The sequence below is a fragment of the Mycobacterium sp. pUA109 genome, from assembly GCF_041287095.1.
Lineage (GTDB): Bacteria > Actinomycetota > Actinomycetes > Mycobacteriales > Mycobacteriaceae > Mycobacterium.
On sequence record NZ_JBGGKS010000008.1, the window covers coordinates 148,107 to 168,641 of the forward strand.

The following is a 20,535-nucleotide window of genomic DNA, read 5'->3' on the forward strand; positions in this document are numbered from 1 at the left end:
CCTCCGGGGGGAAATGTTAGCAGTGCTCACGCCAGCGTAGAAGGTCAAGTAAGCAGCGTCAACATGGTCCCTGAAACCGCGATGTCGCCACCGATGTCGAGACGACAGCGAAGCTGGACACAACAACTGCCGCCAATTGGGAATAGTCCGCGCTACCGGGTAGCTCTGTTTGGAGTGGCTCAGAAACCCGATCCCGAGACGCTAAGGGCGCTGAACGGCGATATCGTCGACGAGTTTCGCGCCAACGCCGGCAAGGTCGGGGGGCGATTCGCAGGCAATGAGCTGTTGCTACTTACTACGACGGGCGCGAAATCCGGCGAGCCGCGCGTCGCGCCGCTGGTGGTGTTTCGCATCGACGGCAAGCTGCTGATCGTCGCCGGTTTCGGCGGGGCCGAGGTCAATCCGGCGTGGGTGCACAACCTGCGAGCCACCCCGCGGGCGCACGTTGAGGTCGCCACCGGCTCGTTCGATGTCGTCGCGCGCGAGCTCAGCCCGTCCGAACGCCAGGCGGTCATTCCCAAGATCAACGCCACCGTGCCTGCGTTCGCCTACGCGAATTACCAGTCAAAAACCACGCGCACCATCCCGATCTTCGAGCTGGTAGAGGACCCCAGCCAGCGCTAGACGGACTGCCCGGCTTCGACGATCTCGCGGGCTTCCTCCTCGGTGGCCACCGACGGCCCCGAACCGGGCAGCCGCTTGCCGGCCACCTCGGGGGTGAACCACACCGTGACCGCACCAACCAGGCCGGCGGCCATCAGGATGTAGGCCGGCACCATCACGTTGCCGGTGCCCGACACCAGCGCCTCGGCGATCAGCGGGGTGGTCCCGCCGAACGCCGACACCGAGATGTTGAACCCGATGGCCACCGCGAAGTTGCGCACGTTGGTGGGGAACAGCGCCGGCAGCGTGGACGGCGTCGTGCAGTTGAAGCACAGCAGCGTCGCCCCGATCAGCAGCACCCCGGCGAACTTCGCCGAGTGGCCGGCGCCGTGGCGGATCAGCAGGAACGCTGGCACCGAGCCGGCGACGAGCAGCGCACAACCGGTCCACAGGATCGGTTTGCGGCCGATGTGGTCGGACAACTTCGCCAGCCACACCACCGTCACCAACATCAGGGCCAGCACCACCACGATCATCAGCAAGCCGGTGCTGCCGCTGATGCGACCGACTTGTTTGAAGTACGTCGGCAGATACCCGGTGAGCATGTAGTTGGTGACGTTTTCGGCCAGCACCAAGCCCATGGTGATCAGCAGGGCCGTGCGCTGCCGCACAATCGTCTGCTCGAACTGCCGCCAGCCGCCGTGACTGGGCTCCTGCTCGCTCTCGCTCATTTGCTCGTAGGCCGGCGATTCCTCGATCCGCAGCCGCATATACAGCGCGATCAAGGCCAGCGGGACCCCCAGCAGGTACGGGATCCGCCAACCCCAGCTGAGCATGTCGGCGATGGGCACCTGGGTCTGCAGCCCGGTCACCACCGCCGCACCCACCACATAGCCGCTGAGCGTGCCCAGCGGCAAAAACCCGGCCATGGCGCCGCGGCTGCGGTCGGGGGCGTGTTCGCTGACGTAGGTCATCGCGCCGACGTACTCCCCGCCGGTGGAGAAGCCCTGCAGGACGCGGGTGACGATGAGCAGAACCGGCGCCCAGAGGCCGATGCTCTCGTAGCCGGGCAGCAACCCGGTCACCGTGGTGCCGATCGCCATCAGGGTGACCGTCATGACCAACACCTTTTTGCGGCCGATGCGGTCGCCGAGCGAACCGAAGACGATTCCGCCGAACGGCCGCACCGCGAACGCCGCCGCCAGCGTGCCGAAGGTGGCGATCAAGCCGACGGCGCTGGAACTGTCCGACGGGTAGAAGACCTGGGCGATCGTGGTGGCCAAAAAGCCGTAGATGCCGAAGTCGTACCACTCCATGAAGTTGCCGATCGCGGTGCCCGCGATCGAGCGACGCATGGCCGCCGGATCAGAAACCCGGATCTCGTCGCGGGTCCACATCCGTCGGTGAGTGGGGTCATCGCTGTCCCGTCGGCTTGTGGTAGCCACCGCTCGACGGTACCAATTGCCCACAGCCGTCCTCGGCACGTCATTTTTGCGGTGCTGACGCTGCGGCGAACCGCTGGCCCCAATTCCTCGACGTGGCAGCCGAATACCGCATCGAGCACATCGGCCTCCGCGCGGTGTGGCGGCGCCCTCTACGATGTCGGGATGCGCAGGCTTATGGCCGTCCCCGCTGTGGTGGGCGTCGTCGTCGCCGTCATCGCCGGTTGCTCCTCGACCTCCTCGCCGCCGCCGTCATCGTCGTCGCGGTCCTCGTCCACGTCGTCCGCGGCGCCGTCGTCCGCATCCTCGCCGTCGGCGACGACCTCGTCGTCATCCTCCCCGTCGTCGTCGTCGAAGCAGGCCGACGACCCACTGCCGGACCCGGCGGCCTTGCTCAAGGAGGCCAGCAAGAGCACCAAAGACCTCAAGAGCGCACACCTGGCGCTGTCGGTGACCGGCACGATCGCGGAGATGCCAGTCAAAACGCTCAATGGCGACCTGACCACCCAGCCCAGCGCCGCGGCCCAGGGCGACGCCAAGATCACCATCATGGGCGCCGACGTCGGCATCAAATTCGTCGAGTTCGACCGCCGCATGTACGCGTCGCTGCCCGGGGGTCCGTGGCGTGATTACGGGCCCACCTCCACGGTCTACGACGTGGCCGCGATCCTGAACCCGGACACCGGGTTGGCCAACCTGCTCTCCGATTTCATCGACCCCAAGGCCGAGGCCCGCGAAACCGTCGACGGCCAGGAGACCATTCGGGTCAGCGGCAAGGTCACGGCCGACGCGGTGAACAAGATCGTGCCGCTGGACGCCAGCAAAAAGATGTCGACGACGGTGTGGATCCAGGAGAGCGGTGACCATCAGCTGGTCAAGGTCAAGCTGGAGCCCAGCAAGGACAAGGCGATCGAGATGGTGCTGTCCAACTGGAACGCGCCGGTCAGCGTCGACAAACCGCCCACCGGACCGTGACCCGCTGACCCGCGTCAACGTCGCCGTGCCGCAATGTTGCCGACGCGGGGGTCGGCAACGCTGACGTCTCGGCCGAACGGGGCGATCTGGTCGTTCCAGCTGCGGAATTCGGTGTCCCACCCGAGATCGTTGAGCCATTGTTCGACGTCGAAGTCGGCTCCGACCACCGGTGACCCGGGGTGGGTTTGCATGTCGGTGCCGACCAGCGTCCGCAGGTCCCGATACCGGGTGTCGTCGGGGTCGCTGATGAACCGGCCCGCGCCGAACAGGCTGCCCCGGGCGGACAGTTGGGTCAGGGTCCGCACGACGTGCTGGTTCCACTCCTGGGTCAGGAAACCGAGCGTGCCTTCGTCGACCCAGTAGGTCGGTTCGTCGTCGCAGAACCCACTGGCGTGCAGCGGGGTGACCCAGTCATCGCGCAGGTCGGCGGCCACCACGTGCCGTTGGCAGCTCGGCTCCGCTGTGCCCCGGTTCAGGACCGCTTCCTTGAACGCGAACAGTTCGGGTAGGTCGATCTCAAACACCGCGACATGCGGCGGCAACCCCATCCGAAACGCCCGGGTGTCCAGCCCCGCCCCGAGCAGCACGATCTGAGCGATGCCGGCCTCAAGTGCGTCGCGCACGCGGTCATCGACCAACCGCACTCCGAGGGTGCGGCCGTCGAAAAACCGGTCCGCCAGCGCGTCCAGGTGCGCCCACCGCTCTGCGGTAAAGCCGGTGCGCGCCGCGTCGACGAATGCCTGGGCGAGCGGGTCGGCATAGAGCCGGTCATCGCGGTTCGTTTCGCGGGCGCGGATGACGGCGACACCGATCGCGGTGATGGCAACCCCGTCGATGGGCACGTTCGGGATGTCTTCGGGCATCCTGGCTCCTTATTTAGCTTGTCGACCGGCTAGGTATCTTCGATGTCAAGTTAGGCTTTTACTAGCCGGTCGTCAAGCAAGATGGGGAACGTGATGGAGGAACGTCGTGCCGAGGATCGGCGCCGCACCGACACCAGGGAACGGATTCGCTCGGTGGCGATGGAACTGTTCACCGAGCGCGGCTATGCAACCACCTCCCTGCGGGACATCGCCGAGCAGCTGGGTGTCACCAAGGCGGCGCTGTACTACCACTTCCGCACCAAGGAAGACATCGTCGCGAGCCTGTCGGAAGACCTGCGGCGTGGCATCGACGACATCGTCGGCTGGGCAGAATCAACACCGCCGGGTCGAGACCGCGCCCAACAGATCGTCACCCGGTACGGCACGCTGCTGCACGGACTGGGCAAGGACATGGTCCGGTTTTGGGCCGAGAACCAACCGGCGTTCCGTGATTTGGGGATCGGCACCAGCTTGCGCTACCAGTTCCGCGTGCTCGCCGACTTGATGGCCGCGCCCGATCGAACACCGCTGAGCGTCTTCCACGCCCGCCAGGCACTTTTGGCGATCAGCTGGAGTCTGTCGATGATGGGCGACCTCGATCTCGACGACCACGCCAGCAACACCGCCGCCACCCGCATCGCCCTCGACATTGTCGACCGGATGTAATCACCGCTCGGGTTATCCCCAGTCGACATTTCTTCCACAGCGGCGGCCGGTTCGGGCGGCCGCCCCGACCGCGGTGTCGGGAGTTCGGGGCTCAATGAGGGCAGCACCGGCGGGACCGCCCGCCGCACCCAGGAAGGAATTGAGCCATGTTCGAAACTCCGATTGCCGTGGTCGGCAACATTGTCAACGACCCCATTCGCCGTGGGGTGGGGGATCAGGAAGTGATGAAGTTCCGGGTCGCCAGCAATTCGCGGCGCCGCGGCGCCGACGGGACCTGGGAGCCGGGCAACTCGCTGTTCGTCACCGTCAACTGCTGGGGCCGCCTGGTTACCGGGGTGGGCGCGTCGCTGCGCAAGGGCTCGCCGGTGGTGGTGGTCGGCCACGTCTACACCAGCGAATACGAGGACCGCGAGGGCATCCGCCGCTCCACGATGGAACTGCGGGCCAGCTGCGTGGGCCCCGACCTGTCGCGCTGCATCGCCCGGGTGCAGAAGATGGTCGCCGCGGGACCCGACGGCGTGCCGGCGGGCCCCGCCGAACCGGTCGCCAGCACCGAGGACGGCGACACCGGTGAGGCGGATCACGCCGTGAGCGACGACTCCGAGACGGGCCTGTCGCTGACGGCGTAGCGCCGGGCAGCCGTGCCGGGCCGAGCCCCTAGGATGGTTCGGGAGCAATCGACCATCGGGAAGGCAACACCGCGGCAATGGCTGAATACATCTACACGATGCGGAAGGTCCGCAAGGCGCACGGCGACAAGGTCATCCTTGACGACGTCACGCTGAGCTTCCTGCCTGGAGCCAAGATCGGCGTGGTGGGCCCCAACGGGGCCGGCAAGTCGAGCGTCTTGCGGATCATGGCCGGCCTGGACAAGGCCAATAACGGCGACGCGTTTTTGGCCAACGACGCCACCGTGGGCATCCTGCAGCAGGAGCCGCCGCTGAACGAGGACAAGACCGTCCGCGGCAACGTCGAGGAGGGCCTGGGCGACATCAAGGTCAAGCTGGACCGGTTCAACGAGGTCGCCGAGCTGATGGCCACCGACTACACCGACGAGCTGATGGAGGAAATGGGGCGGCTGCAGGAGCAGCTCGACCACGCCAACGCCTGGGACATCGACTCCCAGCTCGAGCAGGCGATGGACGCGCTGCGCTGCCCGCCGCCCGACGAACCGGTCACCAACCTGTCCGGCGGGGAGCGCCGCCGGGTGGCGCTGTGCAAGCTGCTGTTGAGCAAGCCCGACCTGTTGTTGCTGGACGAACCCACCAACCACCTCGACGCCGAGAGCGTGCAGTGGCTGGAGGCGCACCTGGCCGCCTACCCGGGGGCGATCCTGGCGGTCACCCACGACCGGTACTTCCTCGACAACGTGGCCGAGTGGATTTTGGAGCTCGACCGGGGCCGCGCCTACCCGTATGAGGGCAACTACTCCACCTACCTGGAGAAGAAGGCCGATCGGTTGGCCGTGCAGGGCCGCAAGGACGCCAAGCTGCAAAAGCGGCTGCAAGAGGAGCTGGCCTGGGTGCGGTCGGGCGCTAAGGCCCGGCAAGCCAAGAACAAGGCCCGGTTGCAGCGCTACGAGGAGATGGCCGCCGAGGCCGAGAAGACCCGCAAACTCGACTTCGAGGAGATCCAGATCCCGACCGGGCCGCGGCTGGGCAACCAGGTGGTGGAGGTCGAGCACCTCGACAAGGGTTTCGGCGGCCGCACCCTGATCAAGGATCTGTCCTTCACCCTGCCGCGTAACGGCATCGTCGGCGTGATCGGCCCCAACGGGGTCGGCAAGACCACGCTGTTCAAGACCATCGTCGGGCTCGAGCAGCCGGACAGCGGCACCGTCAAGGTCGGCGAGACCGTCAAGCTCAGCTACGTCGACCAGAGCCGGGCCGGCATCGACCCGAAGAAGACGGTCTGGGAGGTGGTCTCCGACGGGCTCGACCACATTCAGGTCGGCCAGAACGAGATCCCGTCGCGGGCCTACGTGTCGGCGTTCGGGTTCAAGGGCCCCGATCAGCAAAAGCCGGCCGGGGTGCTCTCCGGTGGGGAACGCAACCGGCTCAACCTGGCGCTGACCCTCAAGGAGGGCGGCAACCTGATCCTGCTCGACGAGCCCACCAACGACCTGGACGTCGAGACGCTGAGCTCGCTGGAGAACGCGCTGGAGAAATTCCCCGGCTGCGCGGTGGTGATCTCCCACGACCGCTGGTTCTTGGACCGCACCTGCACCCACATCCTGGCCTGGGAGGGTGACGACGACAACGAGGCGAAGTGGTTCTGGTTCGAGGGCAACTTCGGCTCCTATGAGGAGAACAAGGTGGAGCGTCTGGGTGTGGAAGCCGCCCGCCCGCACCGGGTCACCCACCGGCGGCTGACCCGGGACTAATCTGGTCCGCGGTGACAGGGCTGGTGCGCGGGAGGGACGGTCAGCGTGACGGTTGAGGCACAGTGGACACCATCCACCCCGGCCGAGGACATCCCGCGCTGGGTCACGCTGGCCTACACCGCCACCTACCGGGGCCCGCACAGCGAGGCGCCCGAAGCCGACACCCAACCGGACGACACCGTCGCCATCCAGCGCAGCGCCGTCACGGCGGTGACACCGGCGATGCTGCGCGCGCACTGCCGGCTGGCGGCGCACCGCCCCGCCGGGGACAGCAAGGTCGCGGTCTACGCCGCCGACGACCCGGAGGGTTTCGGCCCGGCGCTGCAGGTGATCACCGACTACGGTGCGCCGCTGATGGATTCCCTGGCGGTGCTGCTGCACCGGCTGGGGGTGGCCTATGTGGGCATCATGAACCCGGTGTTCACGGTGCGCCGCGACCCGGCCGGGGAGCTGCTCGGCGTCGCCCCGAAAACCGACGGCGCCGCGCCGGGCGGCGTTGCCGAGACCTGGATCCACATCCGGCTGGCGCCGTCGGTCGACCACAACGCCCTGGCCGAGGCCGGGCGGCTGCTGCCCGATGTGATGGCCGACGTCCGGCAGGTGGCCGCCGACACCACCGCGATGACCGCCACCCTGCGGCAACTGGCCGACACCGTCGACCGCGACCCGGCCGGGCACTTCACCAGCCCGGACCGCGGCGACGCCGCGGCGCTGCTGCGCTGGCTGGCCGACGGGCATTTCGTGCTGCTGGGCTACCAACGCGGGCCGGTGCACGACGGGCAGGTGGCGGTGGACGAAGCGGCCCGGCTGGGGGTGATGCGGCTGCGTAAGGCGTCGCACTCCCGGCTCACCGACCGCAACGGGCTGCTGGTGTTGGCCCAGGCCACCGTGCCCAGCTACATGCGGTTCGGTTCCTACACCTACATCGTGGTGCTCCGGGAAAACACGCCCACCAGCCTCATCGAGCACCGCTTCGTCGGGCTGTTCACCGTGGCCGCCATGAACGCCAATGTGCAGGAGATCCCGATGATCTCGCGCACCGTGCAGCAGGCGCTGGCGTTGTCCGAGCGCGACCCCAGCCATCCCGGGCAGCTGCTGCTCGACATCATCCAAACCGTGCCGCGCCCCGAGCTGTTCGCGATGAGCGCCGAACGGCTGCTGACCATGGCGATGGCGGTGGCCGACCTGGGGTCGCGGCGACGGGCGCTGCTGTTTCCGCGCGCCGACCGCCTGGGACGCTTCGTGTCGTGCCTGGTGTATCTGCCCCGCGACCGCTACACCACCGCGGTCCGGTTGGCGATGCAAGACATCCTGGTCCGCGAATTCGGCGGCACCAGCCTGGAATACACCGCGCGGGTCAGTGAAGCACCGTGGGCGCTGCTGTATTTCGTGGTCCGGCTGCCGGACGGCGCCGGCGCGTCGGCGGTGGACACCTCGGAGAACAACCGGGTGCGGATCCAGGGGCTGCTGACCGAAGCCGCCCGCACCTGGGCCGACCGGCTGCTGGGCGCGGTGGCGGCGACTGCGGTCCCGCCGCGCGACGCCGAACACTACGCGGCCGCCTTCCCCGAGGTCTACAAACAGGCCGTCACCCCCGCCGAGGCGATCGACGACATCGCCATCATCGAAGAGCTGACCGATGATTCGGTGAGGCTGGTGCTGGCCGACCGTGACGAGGACCGCATCGCCAAGCTGACCTGGTATCTGGGCGGGCACGGGGCCTCGCTGAGCCAGCTGCTGCCGATGCTGCAGAGCATGGGTGTGGTGGTGCTCGAGGAGCGGCCGTTCACCGTCACCCGGCCGGACGGGCTCGCGGTGTGGATCTACCAGTTCAAGGTCTCACCGCATCCGACCATCGAGATCCCGTCGGCCGGCCCGGAGCGCGACGTCATCGCGCGGCGGTTCGCCGACGCCGTCACCGCGATCTGGCAGGGCCGCAACGAGATCGACCGGTTCAACGAACTGGTGCTGCGGGCCGAACTGACCTGGCAGCAGGTGGTGATCCTGCGCGGCTACGCGAAATACCTGCGGCAAGCCCGGTTTCCGTACAGCCAGACCCACATCGCCTCGGTGCTCAACGACTATCCGCACACCGCGCGATCCTTGGTGGCGTTGTTCGAGGCGCTGTTCGACCCGCGGCCATCGGGTGAAGCCAAGAGCCGCAATGCGCAAGCCGCCGCCGCCGCGGTGACCGCGGACATCGACGCGCTGGTGAGCCTGGACACCGACCGGGTGCTGCGGGCGTTCGCGTCGCTGATCCAGGCCACGCTGCGGACCAACTACTTTGTCACCCGCGAAAACTCGGCACGCAGCCAGAATATTTTGGCGTTCAAGCTCCGCTCGCAGCTGATCGAGGAGCTGCCGCTGCCGCGGCCCGAGTTCGAGATCTTCGTCTACTCGCCGCGGGTGGAAGGGGTGCACCTGCGGTTCGGCTATGTGTCGCGCGGCGGGCTGCGCTGGTCGGACCGCCGGGAGGACTACCGCACCGAAATCCTGGGTCTGGTCAAGGCGCAGGAGGTCAAAAACGCCGTCATCGTCCCGGTCGGCGCCAAGGGCGGGTTCGTGGTCAAAACCCCGCCGCTGCCCACCGGGGACCCCGCCGCCGACCGCGACGCCACCCGCGCCGAGGGCGTCGCCTGCTACCGGCTGTTCATCTCCGGGCTGCTCGACGTCACCGACAACGTCGACCACGCCACCGGCGCGGTGAACCCGCCGCCGCAGGTGGTGCGTCGCGACGGCGACGACGCCTACCTGGTGGTGGCCGCCGACAAGGGCACCGCCAGCTTCTCCGACATCGCCAACGACGTCGCCCAGTCCTACGGGTTTTGGCTGGGTGACGCGTTCGCCTCGGGTGGTTCGGTGGGCTACGACCACAAGGCGATGGGGATCACCGCCAAGGGCGGCTGGGAGGCGGTCAAGCGGCACTTCCGGGAGATGGGCGTCGACACCCAGACCGAGGACTTCACCGTGGTCGGCATCGGCGATATGAGCGGGGACGTGTTCGGCAACGGGATGCTGCTCTCGGAGCACATCCGGCTGATCGCCGCCTTCGACCACCGGCACATCTTCTTAGACCCCGACCCGGACGCCGCGCGGTCCTTCACCGAGCGGCAGCGGATGTTCGAGCTGCCGCGATCCAGCTGGGACGACTACGACAAGTCGTTGATCAGCGCGGGCGGCGGGGTGTTCGCCCGCGGCCAGAAGTCCATCGCGGTCAGCCCGCAGGTGCGGGCCGCGTTGGGCATCGACGACGACGTCACCGAGATGACCCCGCCCAACCTGATCCGGGCGATCCTGCGGGCACCGGTGGACCTGCTGTGGAACGGCGGCATCGGCACCTACATCAAGGCTGAAACCGAATCCGACGCCGACGTCGGCGACCGGGCTAACGACATCGTGCGGGTCAACGCAAACCAGGTGCGTGCCAAGGTGATCGGCGAGGGTGGCAACCTGGGCGTCACCTCGCGGGGCCGGGTCGAGTTCGACCTGTGCGGCGGCCGGATCAACACCGACGCGCTGGACAACTCCGCCGGGGTGGACTGCTCCGACCACGAGGTCAACATCAAGATCCTCATCGACGCGCTGGTCACCGCCGGCAAGGTCGATCCCGCCGACCGCACCGCGCTGCTGCTGTCGATGACCGACGAGGTGGGCCGGCTGGTGCTGGTCGACAACGCCGACCAGAACGATCTGCTGGGCACCAGCCGGGCCAACGCGCCCAGCCTGCTGACCGTGCACGCCATGCAGATCAAACATCTGGTGGCCGACCGCGGCCTGAACCGCGAGCTGGAGGCGCTGCCGTCGGAAAAAGAGATCGAGCGGCGCGCCGAGGCCGGGCTGGGTTTGACCTCCCCGGAGCTGGCCACGCTGATGGCGCACGTCAAGCTGGGGCTCAAAGCCGACGTGCTGGCCACCGACCTGCCCGATCAGGACGTGTTCGCCGCCCGGCTGCCGCGGTACTTCCCGACGGTGCTGGCCGAGCGGTTCGGCCCGGAGATCCGTTCCCATCAGCTGCGCCGCGAGATCGTGACCACCATGTTGATCAACGACCTGGTCGACACCGCCGGCATCACCTACGCCTACCGGATCACCGAGGATGTCGGTGTCGGGCTGGTCGACGCGGTGCGCACCTACGTCGCCACCGACGAGATCTTCGGGGTCGGCGAGGTGTGGCGGCGGATCCGGGCGGCCGCCGACGGGATGCCGGTGGCGGCCTCGGACCGGATGACGCTGGACCTGCGCCGGCTGATCGACCGGGCCGGGCGGTGGCTGCTCAACTACCGTCCGCAGCCGTTGGCCGTCGGCGCCGAGATCAACCGGTTCGCCAAGAAGGTCAAGGCGCTGACCCCGCGGATGTCGGAATGGTTGCGCGGCGACGACAAGGCCATCGTCGCCAAACAGACGGCCGAGTTCGTGTCGCGCGGCGCCCCAGAGGATTTGGCGCTGCGGGTGGCCACCGGCCTGTACCAGTACAGCCTGCTCGACATCATCGACATCGCCGACATCATCGACCGCGACGAAGCCGAGGTCGCCGACACTTACTTCGCGCTGATGGATCGGCTCGGCACCGACGGGCTGCTCACCGCGGTGTCCGCGCTGCCCCGCGACGACCGCTGGCATGCGTTGGCGCGGTTGGCGATTCGCGACGACATCTACGGCTCGCTGCGGTCGCTGTGTTTGGACGTGCTCGCCGTCGGCGAGCCCGATGAGGATGGGGTGCAAAAGATCGCCGAGTGGGAGCACATCAACGGGTCCCGGGTGGAGCGGGCGCGCCGCACGCTCACCGAAATCTACGCGTCCGACGAGCGGGACCTGGCCGCGCTGTCGGTGGCGGCCCGGCAGATCCGCAGCATGACGCGGACCAGCGGCCGGGGATCCGGCCGGTGAGCTCGGTCGGGTTTGTCACCCCGGTCCCGGTGCGCTGGTCGGACATCGACATGTACCAGCACGTCAACCACGCCACCATGGTCACCATCCTCGAAGAGGCCCGGGTGCCGTTTTTGGCACCGGTTTTCGGTGGCGAGATCATCACCACCGGCCTGCTGATCGCCGAGGTGCGGGTCGCCTACAAAGGGCAACTGCGGCTGATGGATTCGCCGCTGCAGGTGACGATCTGGGTGCAGCGGCTGCGCGCGGTGGACTTCACCCTGGGCTACGAGGTGCGCTCGGTCAACGCCGACCCGGACTCCAAGCCGGCGGTGCTCGCCGAATCGCAGCTGGCGGCGTTCGACATCGACGAGCAGAAGCTGGTGCGGCTGTCCCCGCAGCACCGGGAGTACCTGCAGCGCTGGCAGCGCTAGCCGCGGGGGTGGCGCGGCAAAACGCGTGTCGGGGGTCCCGGTATTCGGTTTAGGATTCGCTGAGACACAGTTGCCACGGGCCGCTACGGGGGGAATCGCTACATGAAGACACCGGTCCTGGTGGGCGTGTGGCTCCTGGTCGTGGCGCTCTCCGGGCTGGGTCTGCTGTGGCCGCTGTTGCCGGACGACCCGGGCGCGGTGGAACCGGCCACCGATCCGGCGACGATCACCAACTACGACGCCACCTACCGGATCGGCGCCGACGGGCACCTGGAGGCCACCGAGCGGCTGACCGTGAACCTGCCGACCGACCGGCACGGCATCTTCTGGTTCTTCCCGGTGGCCGACCCGACCGACCCGCACCTGCGGATCGAGCCCACCGTGACCGCGATCACCATGGATGACCACGCGGTGCCGGTCAGCCACTCGTGGCGCAACGGTCGCAGCATCTACGTCGCGCAGATCGGCGACGCCGAGGCGACGGTCAGCCCCGGCGTGCACACCTACGTCGTCGACTACTGGGTCGACGGGGTGTTGGCGAAACCATCAACTGCGGCAGGAGATTTCACCACCCGCGTCGGGACGAACCCGACCGAGCCCGGCTCGGTGTTCTACTGGAATGTGGTCGGGTTCTGGGAGATGCCGATCCGGTCCGCGCACGTCGTCATCGAGCTGCCCGACCGCTCCGGGCTGGTGCAGTGCGCGGCCAGTAAAACCGGGGCGATCCCGTGCGCCATCGACGGTGCCGGCACCGACCGCGTCACGGTGACCGCCGCCGAACTGCCGGCCCGCAACCCGGTCACCGTCCGCGTCGACCAGCCGCTGCCGCTGCCGCACCGCGCCAGCCTGCCGTGGAGCGCCCGCGCCGACGGGGTGCTGGGGCGCTCGGTGCCCGTCGCCGGTTTCGTGGCGGTGAGCTCGGCGCTGTCCGCGCTCGCCGGATTCCTGTGGTTCCGCCGGTCCCGGGAGAAGCCGCCGGGCCTGCCGGTGCTGTACACCCCGCCCGACGGGCTGGGGCCGGTGCAGACCGTCTACATCGTCGCCGAGCGGGTCGGCGACCACGCGCTGCCGGCCACCCTGCTGCATCTGGCCGAGCGGGGGCTGGTCCGGCTGGACCGCACCGATGCGACGCGATGGACCGTCACCGGCGTCGGCACGCCCGAGCAGTGGGATGCCGTCGACCCGGTGACCCGGCAGGCCGCGGAAAAACTCGGCGTCGCCACCGCCGGCAGCGAGTTCGTCATGACCGGGTCGTCGGGGGAGCAGCTGTCCGGCGCGCTGGACGCGCTGAAGTCCGCCAGCAAAACCTGGTCGCGCACCGAGGGATTGATCGACTACGCGGCCCTGGAGTGGGTGGGCCGGGTGCTGGTCTGTGTGTGCCCGATCCTGGCGTTGATCGGTTTTATCGTCGGCCCGACGATGTGGGGGCTGCCGTTCGCGCTGTTCGCGATCACCGGGGCCGGGTTGTGGACCAAGGGCGTCGGCACCCGGCGCACCGCGGCGGGCCGGCAGCTGTGGTCGCGGGCCGGCGGCTTCCGGCGGCTGCTGGCGACCCCGTCCAGCGAGGACCGGTTCGACTACGCCGCCCGCCAGGACCTGTTCATCGCCTACATCCCGTACGCGGCGGCGTTCGGGGTGGCCGATAAGTGGGCCGCCAAGTACCGGACCGCCACCGGCCAGGAGCCCCCGGCGCCGACCTGGTTTCCCGTCGCGGGCACCGAAAGCCGTGCGACCGGGCTGTATTCGGCGACGGGTTTGGGTGCGTTCGGCGCCGCGGTCGCGACCTCGATCGCCGCGTATCAGGCCGCGCAACGTTCGTCGTCGGGGTCGGGCGGGTCGAGCTTCAGCAGCAGCGGCGGCAGCTGGGGCGGCGGCGGGGGCAGCGGCGGCGGCTCGTGGTGAATCAATCGTCGACAGGAATGAGGTAGGGCTATGACCGCGACCATCGTGCTGGTGATCGTCGTGCTGGGGCTGATCGCACTGGTCGCGTTGGGGATCACCGGGTTCAACTCGCTGCGCAAGCTCGACGTGAAAGCCCAAGAAGCGCTCGGCGGCATCGACGTGCAGCTGACCCGGCGCGCCGATTTGGTGCCGAACCTGGTCAACTCGGTCAAAGGCTATGCCGCGCACGAAAAATCGGTGTTCGAAGATGTCACCGCCGCCCGCACCGGGGTAGCGCAGGCCGCCCAGTCCGGCACCGTGGAGGACAAGGCGCAGGCCCAGGGCCGGCTGGATCGGGCGATCGGCAACGTGCTGGCGGTCGCCGAGAACTACCCCGACCTGAAGGCGTCGGCCAACTTTTTGCAACTGCAAGACCAACTCGCCGACACCGAGAACCAGTTGGCGTTCGCCCGCCAGTACTACAACGACGCGACCGCCACGCTCAACCAGCGGGTCGTCACCATCCCGTGGATGTTTTTCGCCGGCCCGGCCGGGGTGGCCAAGCGGCCGTTCTACCAGGCCCCCGACGGCCAGCAAGCGCCGCCGCAGGTGCAGTTTTGACGCGCTAAACCAGCCAGGCCGCGGTGTCGGGCGGCAGCCGGCCGTCGGGCAGCGGTCCGCTGGCCAGCAGCAGCCGACCGTCGGGCAGCCCCATGGGCTGCGTCCCGGCGTTGAGCGCGCAGACCAGCGCGCCGCGTTCGAACACCAGCGTCCCCGCCGGCGCGCGCCGCCAGCGCAGCCCGGCACCGGCGAATTCCGGCCGCTCCCGGCGCAGCTGCAGCGCGCGGCGGAACAACGACAGCGTCGACTCGGGGTCGTCGAGCTGGGCGTCGACGGTCAAATTCGCCCAGTCCGGCGGCATCGGCAGCCAGGTGTCGGCGGTGCTGGAGAACCCGAACGGGGGCGCGTCGCCGCGCCACGGCAGCGGCACCCGGCAGCCGTCGCGGCCGCGTTCGGTGTGCCCGGAGCGCCGCCACGTCGGGTCCTGCAGCGCTTCGTCGGGCAGTTCCACATTGGGCAGCCCCAACTCCTGCCCGTTATAGATAAACGCCACCCCCGGCAACGCCAGCAGCACCAGCGCCATGGCCCGCGCCCGGGCTTGGCCCACCGCGCCGCCGCCGTAGCGGCTGACCTCCCGGTCGACGTCGTGGTTGGCCAGCGTCCACGTCGGGTTGGCGCCGGTCGACGAGGGCGGGAGGGGCCCCTCGGATCCGGTGCCGGCCAGCGCGGCGGCGGCCAGCGAGTTGTCGATGGCGTCGCGCAGCTCGGCCGCGTCGAAGCCGGCCTGCACCAGCCGGAAATTGAACCCGAGATGCAGCTCGTCGGGTCGCAGGTACTGCGCGAACCGGTCGTTGTCGCGCACCCAGATCTCCCCGATGGTCACCGCGTCGGGGTAGTCGTCGACGACGGCGCGGATGGCCCGGTGAATGGCGTGCACCCCGGGCTGGTTGAACCGGGGGTCGTCGTCGCGGTGCGCGAGCAGGCCGATGTCGGTGCCCGGCATATCCGGCAGGCCCGCCGGTTTGGCCATGCCGTGCGCGACGTCGAGGCGGAACCCGTCGACGCCGCGGTCCAGCCAGAACCGCAGCGTCTTCTCGAAATCGGCGAACACCTCCGGGTTGTCCCAGTTCAGGTCCGGCTGCTCGGCGTCGAACAGGTGCAGATACCACTGGCCGGGCTGCCCGTCGGGTTCGACGACCCGGGTCCAGGCCGGCCCGCCGAACACCGACGGCCAGTTGTTGGGCGGTCGGTCCCCGCCGGGGCCGCGGCCGTCGCGGAACAGGTAGCAGTCCCGTGCGGCGCTGCCCGGCCCGTCGGCCAGCGCCGCGCGAAACCACGGGTGCGCCGAACTGGTGTGGTTGGGCACCAGGTCCATGGTGACCTTGATGCCGCGCCGGTGGGCGGCGTCGATGAGCCGGTCCAGCGCGTCCAGCCCGCCGAACAGCGGGTCGACGTCGCGCGGGTCGGCCACGTCGTAGCCGTGGTCGACCATCGGCGAGACGGTGACCGGGTTGAGCCACAGCGCGTCGACGCCCAGGGCGTTCAGGTGGTCTAGCCGCGCGGTTACCCCGTCCAGGTCACCGATCCCGTCGCCGTCGCTGTCGGCGAACGAGCGGGGATACACCTGGTAGAACACGGCGTCGCGCCACCAGGGACGGTTAGCGGCGCGGCCCATCAAAACGGGGTGTTGACCAGGAAGTTGGCGGCGTTCTGCAGGTAGTCGAGCAGTTCCCGGCGATGCTCGTCGCCCAGGGTGTCCGCGTCGATCTCGCCGATCGCGATCTCCATGTTGCGCAACCAGGCGTCCCGCTCGATCGGGGTGATCCGGAACGGCACGTGACGCATCCGCAGCCGGGGATGGCCGCGGCGTTCCGAGTAGGTCCGCGGGCCGCCCCAGTACTGCTCCAAAAACATCCGCAGCCGCTCCTCGGCGCCGTGCAGATCCTCCTCGGGGTACAGCGGGCGCAGGACCTCGTCCTCGGCGACCAGCTGATAGAAGCGCGACACGATCGCATGGAACGTCTCGGCGCCGCCGATGGCGTCATAGAAGGATTGCTGTTGTACCGGCTCCATCTCCTCCATTGTGGGCCATGCCGGCGCCGGCCGGCACGCGGCGGTGGGCCACCCGGTGTTCACCGGATTGACCAGCGAACGCACAGCAAATTGGGGTGCGGTCGCCCCCGAATCATGGTGGACTGGTCCGCGGAGGACCAATGGCGCAGCGCAGACACCGCCGCGGCCACCACAGTTCCGGTGCCGCGGCAGGCCTAACCGGGCCCGTAACCGGTGCCTGCCTGCACGCCGTCGACACCCGCCCAGCACAGGACGCCGGGTCGGTGTGGACCCGGCGGCGGGTGCTGCTGCTGAACTCCACCTACGAGCCGTTGACCGCGCTGCCTCTGCGTCGGGCGATCATCATGCTGATCTGCGGTAAGGCCGACGTTGTGCACGAGGATCCGTCCGGCTCGGTCATCCACTCGGCCACCCGCGCGGTCGCGGTGCCGTCGGTGATCCGGCTGCGCTGCTACGTCCGGGTGCCCTACCGGGCCCGGGTCCCGCTGACCCGGTCGGCGCTGATGCACCGCGACCGGTTCTGCTGCGCCTACTGCGGCGGCCGGGCCGACACCGTCGACCATGTGGTGCCGCGCAGCCGCGGCGGCGACCACTCCTGGGAGAACTGCGTGGCCTGCTGCTCGACCTGCAACCACCGCAAGGCCGACCGGCTGCTGGGCGAACTGGGCTGGACGCTGCACCGGGTGCCGACGTCGCCGACCGGGCAGCATTGGCGGCTGCTGTCGTCGGTGAAGGAACTCGATCCCAGCTGGGCGCGGTACCTGGGCGAAGGCGCGGCCTAAGTTCTGGCCGGGTTGGCCGGTGGGATACCGTTTGCGTCGTGAGCCTGATGGAGATCCACCTGTACTTCCTGGGCATCCCGCTGCTGATCGTCGCCGTGCTGGCGGTGCTGATCTGGTCGGGTAAGGGCGCCCACCCGGCGACCTACACGATGTCCGAGCCGTGGACACATGCGCCGATCCTGTGGGCGGCGACCGATGAGGTCGTCGGCGCCCATCACGGTCACGGCGCGTCGGAGCTGACCGTGGGGGGTGGCGCAAGTGGCAAGTGGTGACGTCGCGACGGTGGCGCCGGCCGAGCTGCCGCTCGGGTCGGTGATCACTACCAGCGGACGGATTTCTGGGGTCACCGAGCCCGGCACGGTTTCGGTGCACTACCCGTTCCCGATCAAGGACCTGGTCACCCTCGACGATGCGCTGACCTACGGGACGCGGGCGGCCAAGGCGCGGTTCGCGGTGTACATCGGTGACCTCGGCGAGGACACCGCCGCCCGGGCCCGGGAGATCCTGGCTGACGTGCCGACACCCAACAATGCGGTGTTGGTCGCCGTGTCGCCCGACCAGCACGCGATCGAGGTGGTGTACGGCGCAGAGGTCCGCGGGCGCGGCGCCGAGTCGGCCGCCCCGCTGGGGGTGGCCGCCGCCGCGTCGGCGCTGGCCCAGGGCAACCTGATCGACGGGTTGGTCAGCGCCGTGCGGGTGCTGTCCGCCGGCATCTCCCCGGCGTAGCTTGTTGTTCTGCTTGCCGCGAGCGTGCGTGTCCCCGGTCGGCACGCCGGGATGATTCCCGGGTTTGCGCACGCTCGCACCGGCTAGGGCGTCGACCCGGCGCGGGGGAGCGCGATGAGCGCATGTGAACGGGCGCTGCGCGGGGCGCGGCTGCTCAGCGGTCCGAGCCCGCGCGGCCACTACGGCACCTGGTTGGCCAATGCCGAGCGGCGCGGCGTGGCCCCCGACGTCGTCGTGGACATCGCCCGACGGCACCGCATCGGCCCGGACAGCTTCGCCGTCCTTGCGGGCATGGCCGTCGTCACCGACCCCGACAGCAAGTCGTACTTCGTGATCCCGCCGGGCACCGACGGCGACGACGCGCGGCGCGCGGTGTGGTTGACCTACCTGCTCAACGCCGGCACCGGCTACGCCAAGGCGGCCGTGCGTGACTTCCCCGAGACGCCGTACGCGGTTGCTGAGGCGCGGCGGATCAGCGACCGGCAGCGGGCCAACCGTTGGAGCTACCGGGTCATCGCCCGCACCGGGGCCAGCCTGGTGGCCACCCCCGCCGGCATCCTGATGGGCATCGGCGGCACCCGGGTTCAGGGTCTGTTCAGTCGACAGGGCGGCACCACCTGGGGCGACGTCTTCCTGCTCAACATCGGCCCCGGCGCCGATCCCGCCCGGCTGCTGCGCGACGTCGTCGAATCCGGGGTGGTCTGGTACCACGGCGGCGACGGCCAGCCCCACCCCGGGCGCCTCGACCTGGATCGGCTGCTGCACCACGAGGAGCGGCACTGCCGGCAGTGGGCCGCGCTGGGCCCGCTGCGGATGAGCGCCGCCTACCTGGCCGCCGAGGCGCGGGCGCGAATGTTCGGTGGAATGAACCGTTTTGAGTGCGACGCCGGTCTCGGCGATGGGGGATACCGGTGATGGGTCGGGGTCGCTGAAAATTCGGTTGGTGGGGTGCTGAAAGCCTGCTTAGCTGATAGCAACTGGTCAACCGACCAGGCCCGCAACCCACCCGAGAAAGAGACGACCGTGAGCACCAGGCCGGAGGGCGCGCCGCCCGGCGTGCCCGCCAAGATCGGCGGCAAGCTGCTGAGCTTCGCCACCGAAGTCGACGAGCTGACCCTGGAGCAAGCCAAGGCGACCGCCTCGATGCCGTTTGTGCATCCGCACATCGCGCTGATGCCCGACGCGCACTTCGGCAAGGGCTCCTCGGTCGGCACCGTCATCCCCACCGTCGACGCGGTGATCCCCGCCGCGGTCGGCGTCGACATCGGTTGCGGCATGGGCGCTGTCCGCACCCGGTTCACCGCTGCCGACATCGCCGGGCGCGACCTGGCGGCGCTGCACGCGTCGCTCGACTCCGCGATCCCGATGTCCAAGGGCGGGTACAACCGCAGCGACGACCGGTTCCCGTTCACCCGGCCGCGGGTCGAGGCCCTGGAGGCGCTGGCCGACTCCAGCAACGTCGACCCCGACGCGCACGCGAAGAACTGGCGGCTGCAACTGGGGTCGCTCGGTGGCGGCAACCACTTCATCGAGCTGTGCCTCGACGACCGTGACCGGGTGTGGCTGTTCTTGCACTCCGGCAGCCGCGGCGTCGGGAACCGGATCGCCAACCGCCACATCAAGATTGCGCAGAAGTTGATGAAGCGGTGGTGGATCGAGCTGCCCAACGAGGACCTCGCCTACCTGCCGCAGGGCACCCCCGAGTTCACGCAGTACCTGCGGGATTTGGCGTGGGCGCAGGCGTTCGCGCTTCAGAACCGGTCGGAGATGATGGACCGGTTCCGTCGGGCGTTCACCCATTGGATGGGCCTGGACCCGCACGACGACGCCGAGGGCATCGAAGTCGAGCGGGTGCTGTGCCACCACAACTACACCCGCCGCGAGGAGCATTTCGGCCGCCAGGTGTGGTTGACCCGCAAGGGCGCGATCGACGCCCACGACGGGGTGATGGGCTTGATCCCCGGCAGCATGGGCACCCGGTCCTACGTCGTGCGCGGCAAGGGCAACCGGTCGGGACTGTGTTCGGCGCCGCACGGCGCCGGGCGGCGGTACAGCCGCCACAAGGCCCGGCAGCTGTTCACCGTGGACGACCTCGCCGACCGGATGGCCGGGATCGAATACAGTCGCGGCCGCGCCGACAAGCTCGTCGACGAGATCCCGGATGCCTACAAGGATGTGGAGCAGGTCATCGCCGACGCCGCGGATCTAGTCGAGATCGTCGCGGTGCTGCGCCAGGTGCTCAACGTCAAGGGGGAGTGACGGGCGGGCTCCGTCGGGCGC

The 20,535-nt window shown here is 69.1% G+C and carries 19 protein-coding genes; 14 read left to right on the plus strand and 5 right to left on the minus strand.

Annotation, left to right across the window (positions count from 1 at the left end; translation table 11 throughout):
• Window positions 1-174: 174 nt before the first annotated feature.
• Window positions 175-624, plus strand: coding sequence for a nitroreductase family deazaflavin-dependent oxidoreductase (locus ACAG26_RS11555; RefSeq protein ID WP_370482299.1), 450 nt, complete (start codon window positions 175-177; stop codon window positions 622-624).
• Here the strand turns inward: ACAG26_RS11555 and ACAG26_RS11560 are convergent.
• Window positions 621-1,958, minus strand: coding sequence for an MFS transporter (locus ACAG26_RS11560; RefSeq protein WP_370482411.1), 1,338 nt, complete (start codon window positions 1,956-1,958; stop codon window positions 621-623). The two genes, ACAG26_RS11555 and ACAG26_RS11560, sit on opposite strands and share 4 nt — an antisense overlap.
• A 239-nt stretch (window positions 1,959-2,197) precedes the next feature.
• The gene (locus tag ACAG26_RS11565) at window positions 2,198-2,506 is read right to left on the minus strand and encodes a hypothetical protein (protein WP_370482419.1); all 309 of its coding nucleotides are present in this window, start codon (window positions 2,504-2,506) and stop codon (window positions 2,198-2,200) included.
• Here ACAG26_RS11565 and ACAG26_RS11570 point away from each other — a divergent pair.
• Window positions 2,436-3,020 carry an LppX_LprAFG lipoprotein gene (locus ACAG26_RS11570; RefSeq protein WP_370482300.1) on the plus strand — a complete coding sequence of 195 codons (585 nt, stop codon included), beginning with the start codon at window positions 2,436-2,438 and terminating at the stop codon, window positions 3,018-3,020. The genes ACAG26_RS11565 and ACAG26_RS11570 overlap by 71 nt on opposite strands.
• A gap of 14 nt (window positions 3,021-3,034) precedes the next feature.
• Here ACAG26_RS11570 and ACAG26_RS11575 read toward each other — a convergent pair whose 3' ends face one another.
• Window positions 3,035-3,883 carry an SAM-dependent methyltransferase gene (locus tag ACAG26_RS11575; RefSeq protein WP_370482301.1) on the minus strand — a complete coding sequence of 283 codons (849 nt, stop codon included), beginning with the start codon at window positions 3,881-3,883 and terminating at the stop codon, window positions 3,035-3,037.
• Between the two features lie 93 nt (window positions 3,884-3,976).
• On the opposite strand from ACAG26_RS11575, the gene ACAG26_RS11580 reads away from it, so the two are divergent.
• The 7 genes from ACAG26_RS11580 (at window position 3,977) to ACAG26_RS11610 (ending at window position 14,734) form a co-directional block, all read left to right on the plus strand.
• Window positions 3,977-4,549 carry a TetR/AcrR family transcriptional regulator gene (locus ACAG26_RS11580; RefSeq protein ID WP_370482302.1) on the plus strand — a complete coding sequence of 191 codons (573 nt, stop codon included), beginning with the start codon at window positions 3,977-3,979 and terminating at the stop codon, window positions 4,547-4,549.
• 146 nt (window positions 4,550-4,695) lie between these two features.
• Complete coding sequence (gene ssb / locus ACAG26_RS11585) at window positions 4,696-5,178, plus strand: single-stranded DNA-binding protein (RefSeq protein WP_370482303.1); 483 nt, start codon at window positions 4,696-4,698, stop codon at window positions 5,176-5,178.
• Between the two features lie 77 nt (window positions 5,179-5,255).
• On the plus strand, window positions 5,256-6,932 hold the full coding sequence (gene ettA, locus ACAG26_RS11590; RefSeq protein ID WP_370482304.1) for an energy-dependent translational throttle protein EttA: 1,677 nt from the start codon (window positions 5,256-5,258) through the stop codon (window positions 6,930-6,932).
• 45 nt (window positions 6,933-6,977) lie between these two features.
• Window positions 6,978-11,819 carry an NAD-glutamate dehydrogenase gene (locus tag ACAG26_RS11595; protein ID WP_370482306.1) on the plus strand — a complete coding sequence of 1,614 codons (4,842 nt, stop codon included), beginning with the start codon at window positions 6,978-6,980 and terminating at the stop codon, window positions 11,817-11,819.
• A complete protein-coding gene (locus ACAG26_RS11600) occupies window positions 11,816-12,232 on the plus strand; it encodes an acyl-CoA thioesterase (RefSeq protein WP_370482310.1) in 417 nt (138 codons plus the stop codon). The genes ACAG26_RS11595 and ACAG26_RS11600 overlap by 4 nt, the downstream gene beginning before the upstream one ends.
• A 102-nt stretch (window positions 12,233-12,334) precedes the next feature.
• Window positions 12,335-14,134, plus strand: a complete 1,800-nt coding sequence (locus ACAG26_RS11605) for a DUF2207 domain-containing protein (protein ID WP_370482313.1) — start codon at window positions 12,335-12,337, stop codon at window positions 14,132-14,134.
• A gap of 30 nt (window positions 14,135-14,164) precedes the next feature.
• A complete protein-coding gene (locus tag ACAG26_RS11610) occupies window positions 14,165-14,734 on the plus strand; it encodes a LemA family protein (RefSeq protein WP_370482315.1) in 570 nt (189 codons plus the stop codon).
• 4 nt (window positions 14,735-14,738) lie between these two features.
• Here the strand turns inward: ACAG26_RS11610 and ACAG26_RS11615 are convergent, their stop codons facing one another.
• Together ACAG26_RS11615 and ACAG26_RS11620 are read right to left on the minus strand one after the other, a co-directional pair.
• Window positions 14,739-16,349, minus strand: coding sequence for a glycoside hydrolase family 13 protein (locus tag ACAG26_RS11615; RefSeq protein ID WP_370482317.1), 1,611 nt, complete (start codon window positions 16,347-16,349; stop codon window positions 14,739-14,741).
• Window positions 16,349-16,747, minus strand: coding sequence for a globin (locus ACAG26_RS11620; RefSeq protein ID WP_370482319.1), 399 nt, complete (start codon window positions 16,745-16,747; stop codon window positions 16,349-16,351). Before ACAG26_RS11620 ends, ACAG26_RS11615 begins: the two co-directional genes overlap by 1 nt.
• 140 nt (window positions 16,748-16,887) lie before the next feature.
• On the opposite strand from ACAG26_RS11620, the gene ACAG26_RS11625 reads away from it, so the two are divergent.
• From ACAG26_RS11625 to ACAG26_RS11645, 5 genes are all read left to right on the plus strand, one after another.
• On the plus strand, window positions 16,888-17,529 hold the full coding sequence (locus ACAG26_RS11625) for an HNH endonuclease (RefSeq protein WP_370482321.1): 642 nt from the start codon (window positions 16,888-16,890) through the stop codon (window positions 17,527-17,529).
• A gap of 47 nt (window positions 17,530-17,576) precedes the next feature.
• The gene (locus tag ACAG26_RS11630) at window positions 17,577-17,801 is read left to right on the plus strand and encodes a hypothetical protein (RefSeq protein WP_370482412.1); all 225 of its coding nucleotides are present in this window, start codon (window positions 17,577-17,579) and stop codon (window positions 17,799-17,801) included.
• The gene (locus ACAG26_RS11635; RefSeq protein ID WP_370482322.1) at window positions 17,788-18,255 is read left to right on the plus strand and encodes a DUF5130 domain-containing protein; all 468 of its coding nucleotides are present in this window, start codon (window positions 17,788-17,790) and stop codon (window positions 18,253-18,255) included. The genes ACAG26_RS11630 and ACAG26_RS11635 overlap by 14 nt, the downstream gene beginning before the upstream one ends.
• Before the next feature lie 114 nt (window positions 18,256-18,369).
• Window positions 18,370-19,170 carry a hypothetical protein gene (locus tag ACAG26_RS11640; RefSeq protein WP_370482324.1) on the plus strand — a complete coding sequence of 267 codons (801 nt, stop codon included), beginning with the start codon at window positions 18,370-18,372 and terminating at the stop codon, window positions 19,168-19,170.
• 141 nt (window positions 19,171-19,311) lie between these two features.
• Window positions 19,312-20,514, plus strand: coding sequence for an RtcB family protein (locus tag ACAG26_RS11645; protein ID WP_370482413.1), 1,203 nt, complete (start codon window positions 19,312-19,314; stop codon window positions 20,512-20,514).
• Window positions 20,515-20,535 lie beyond the last annotated feature (21 nt).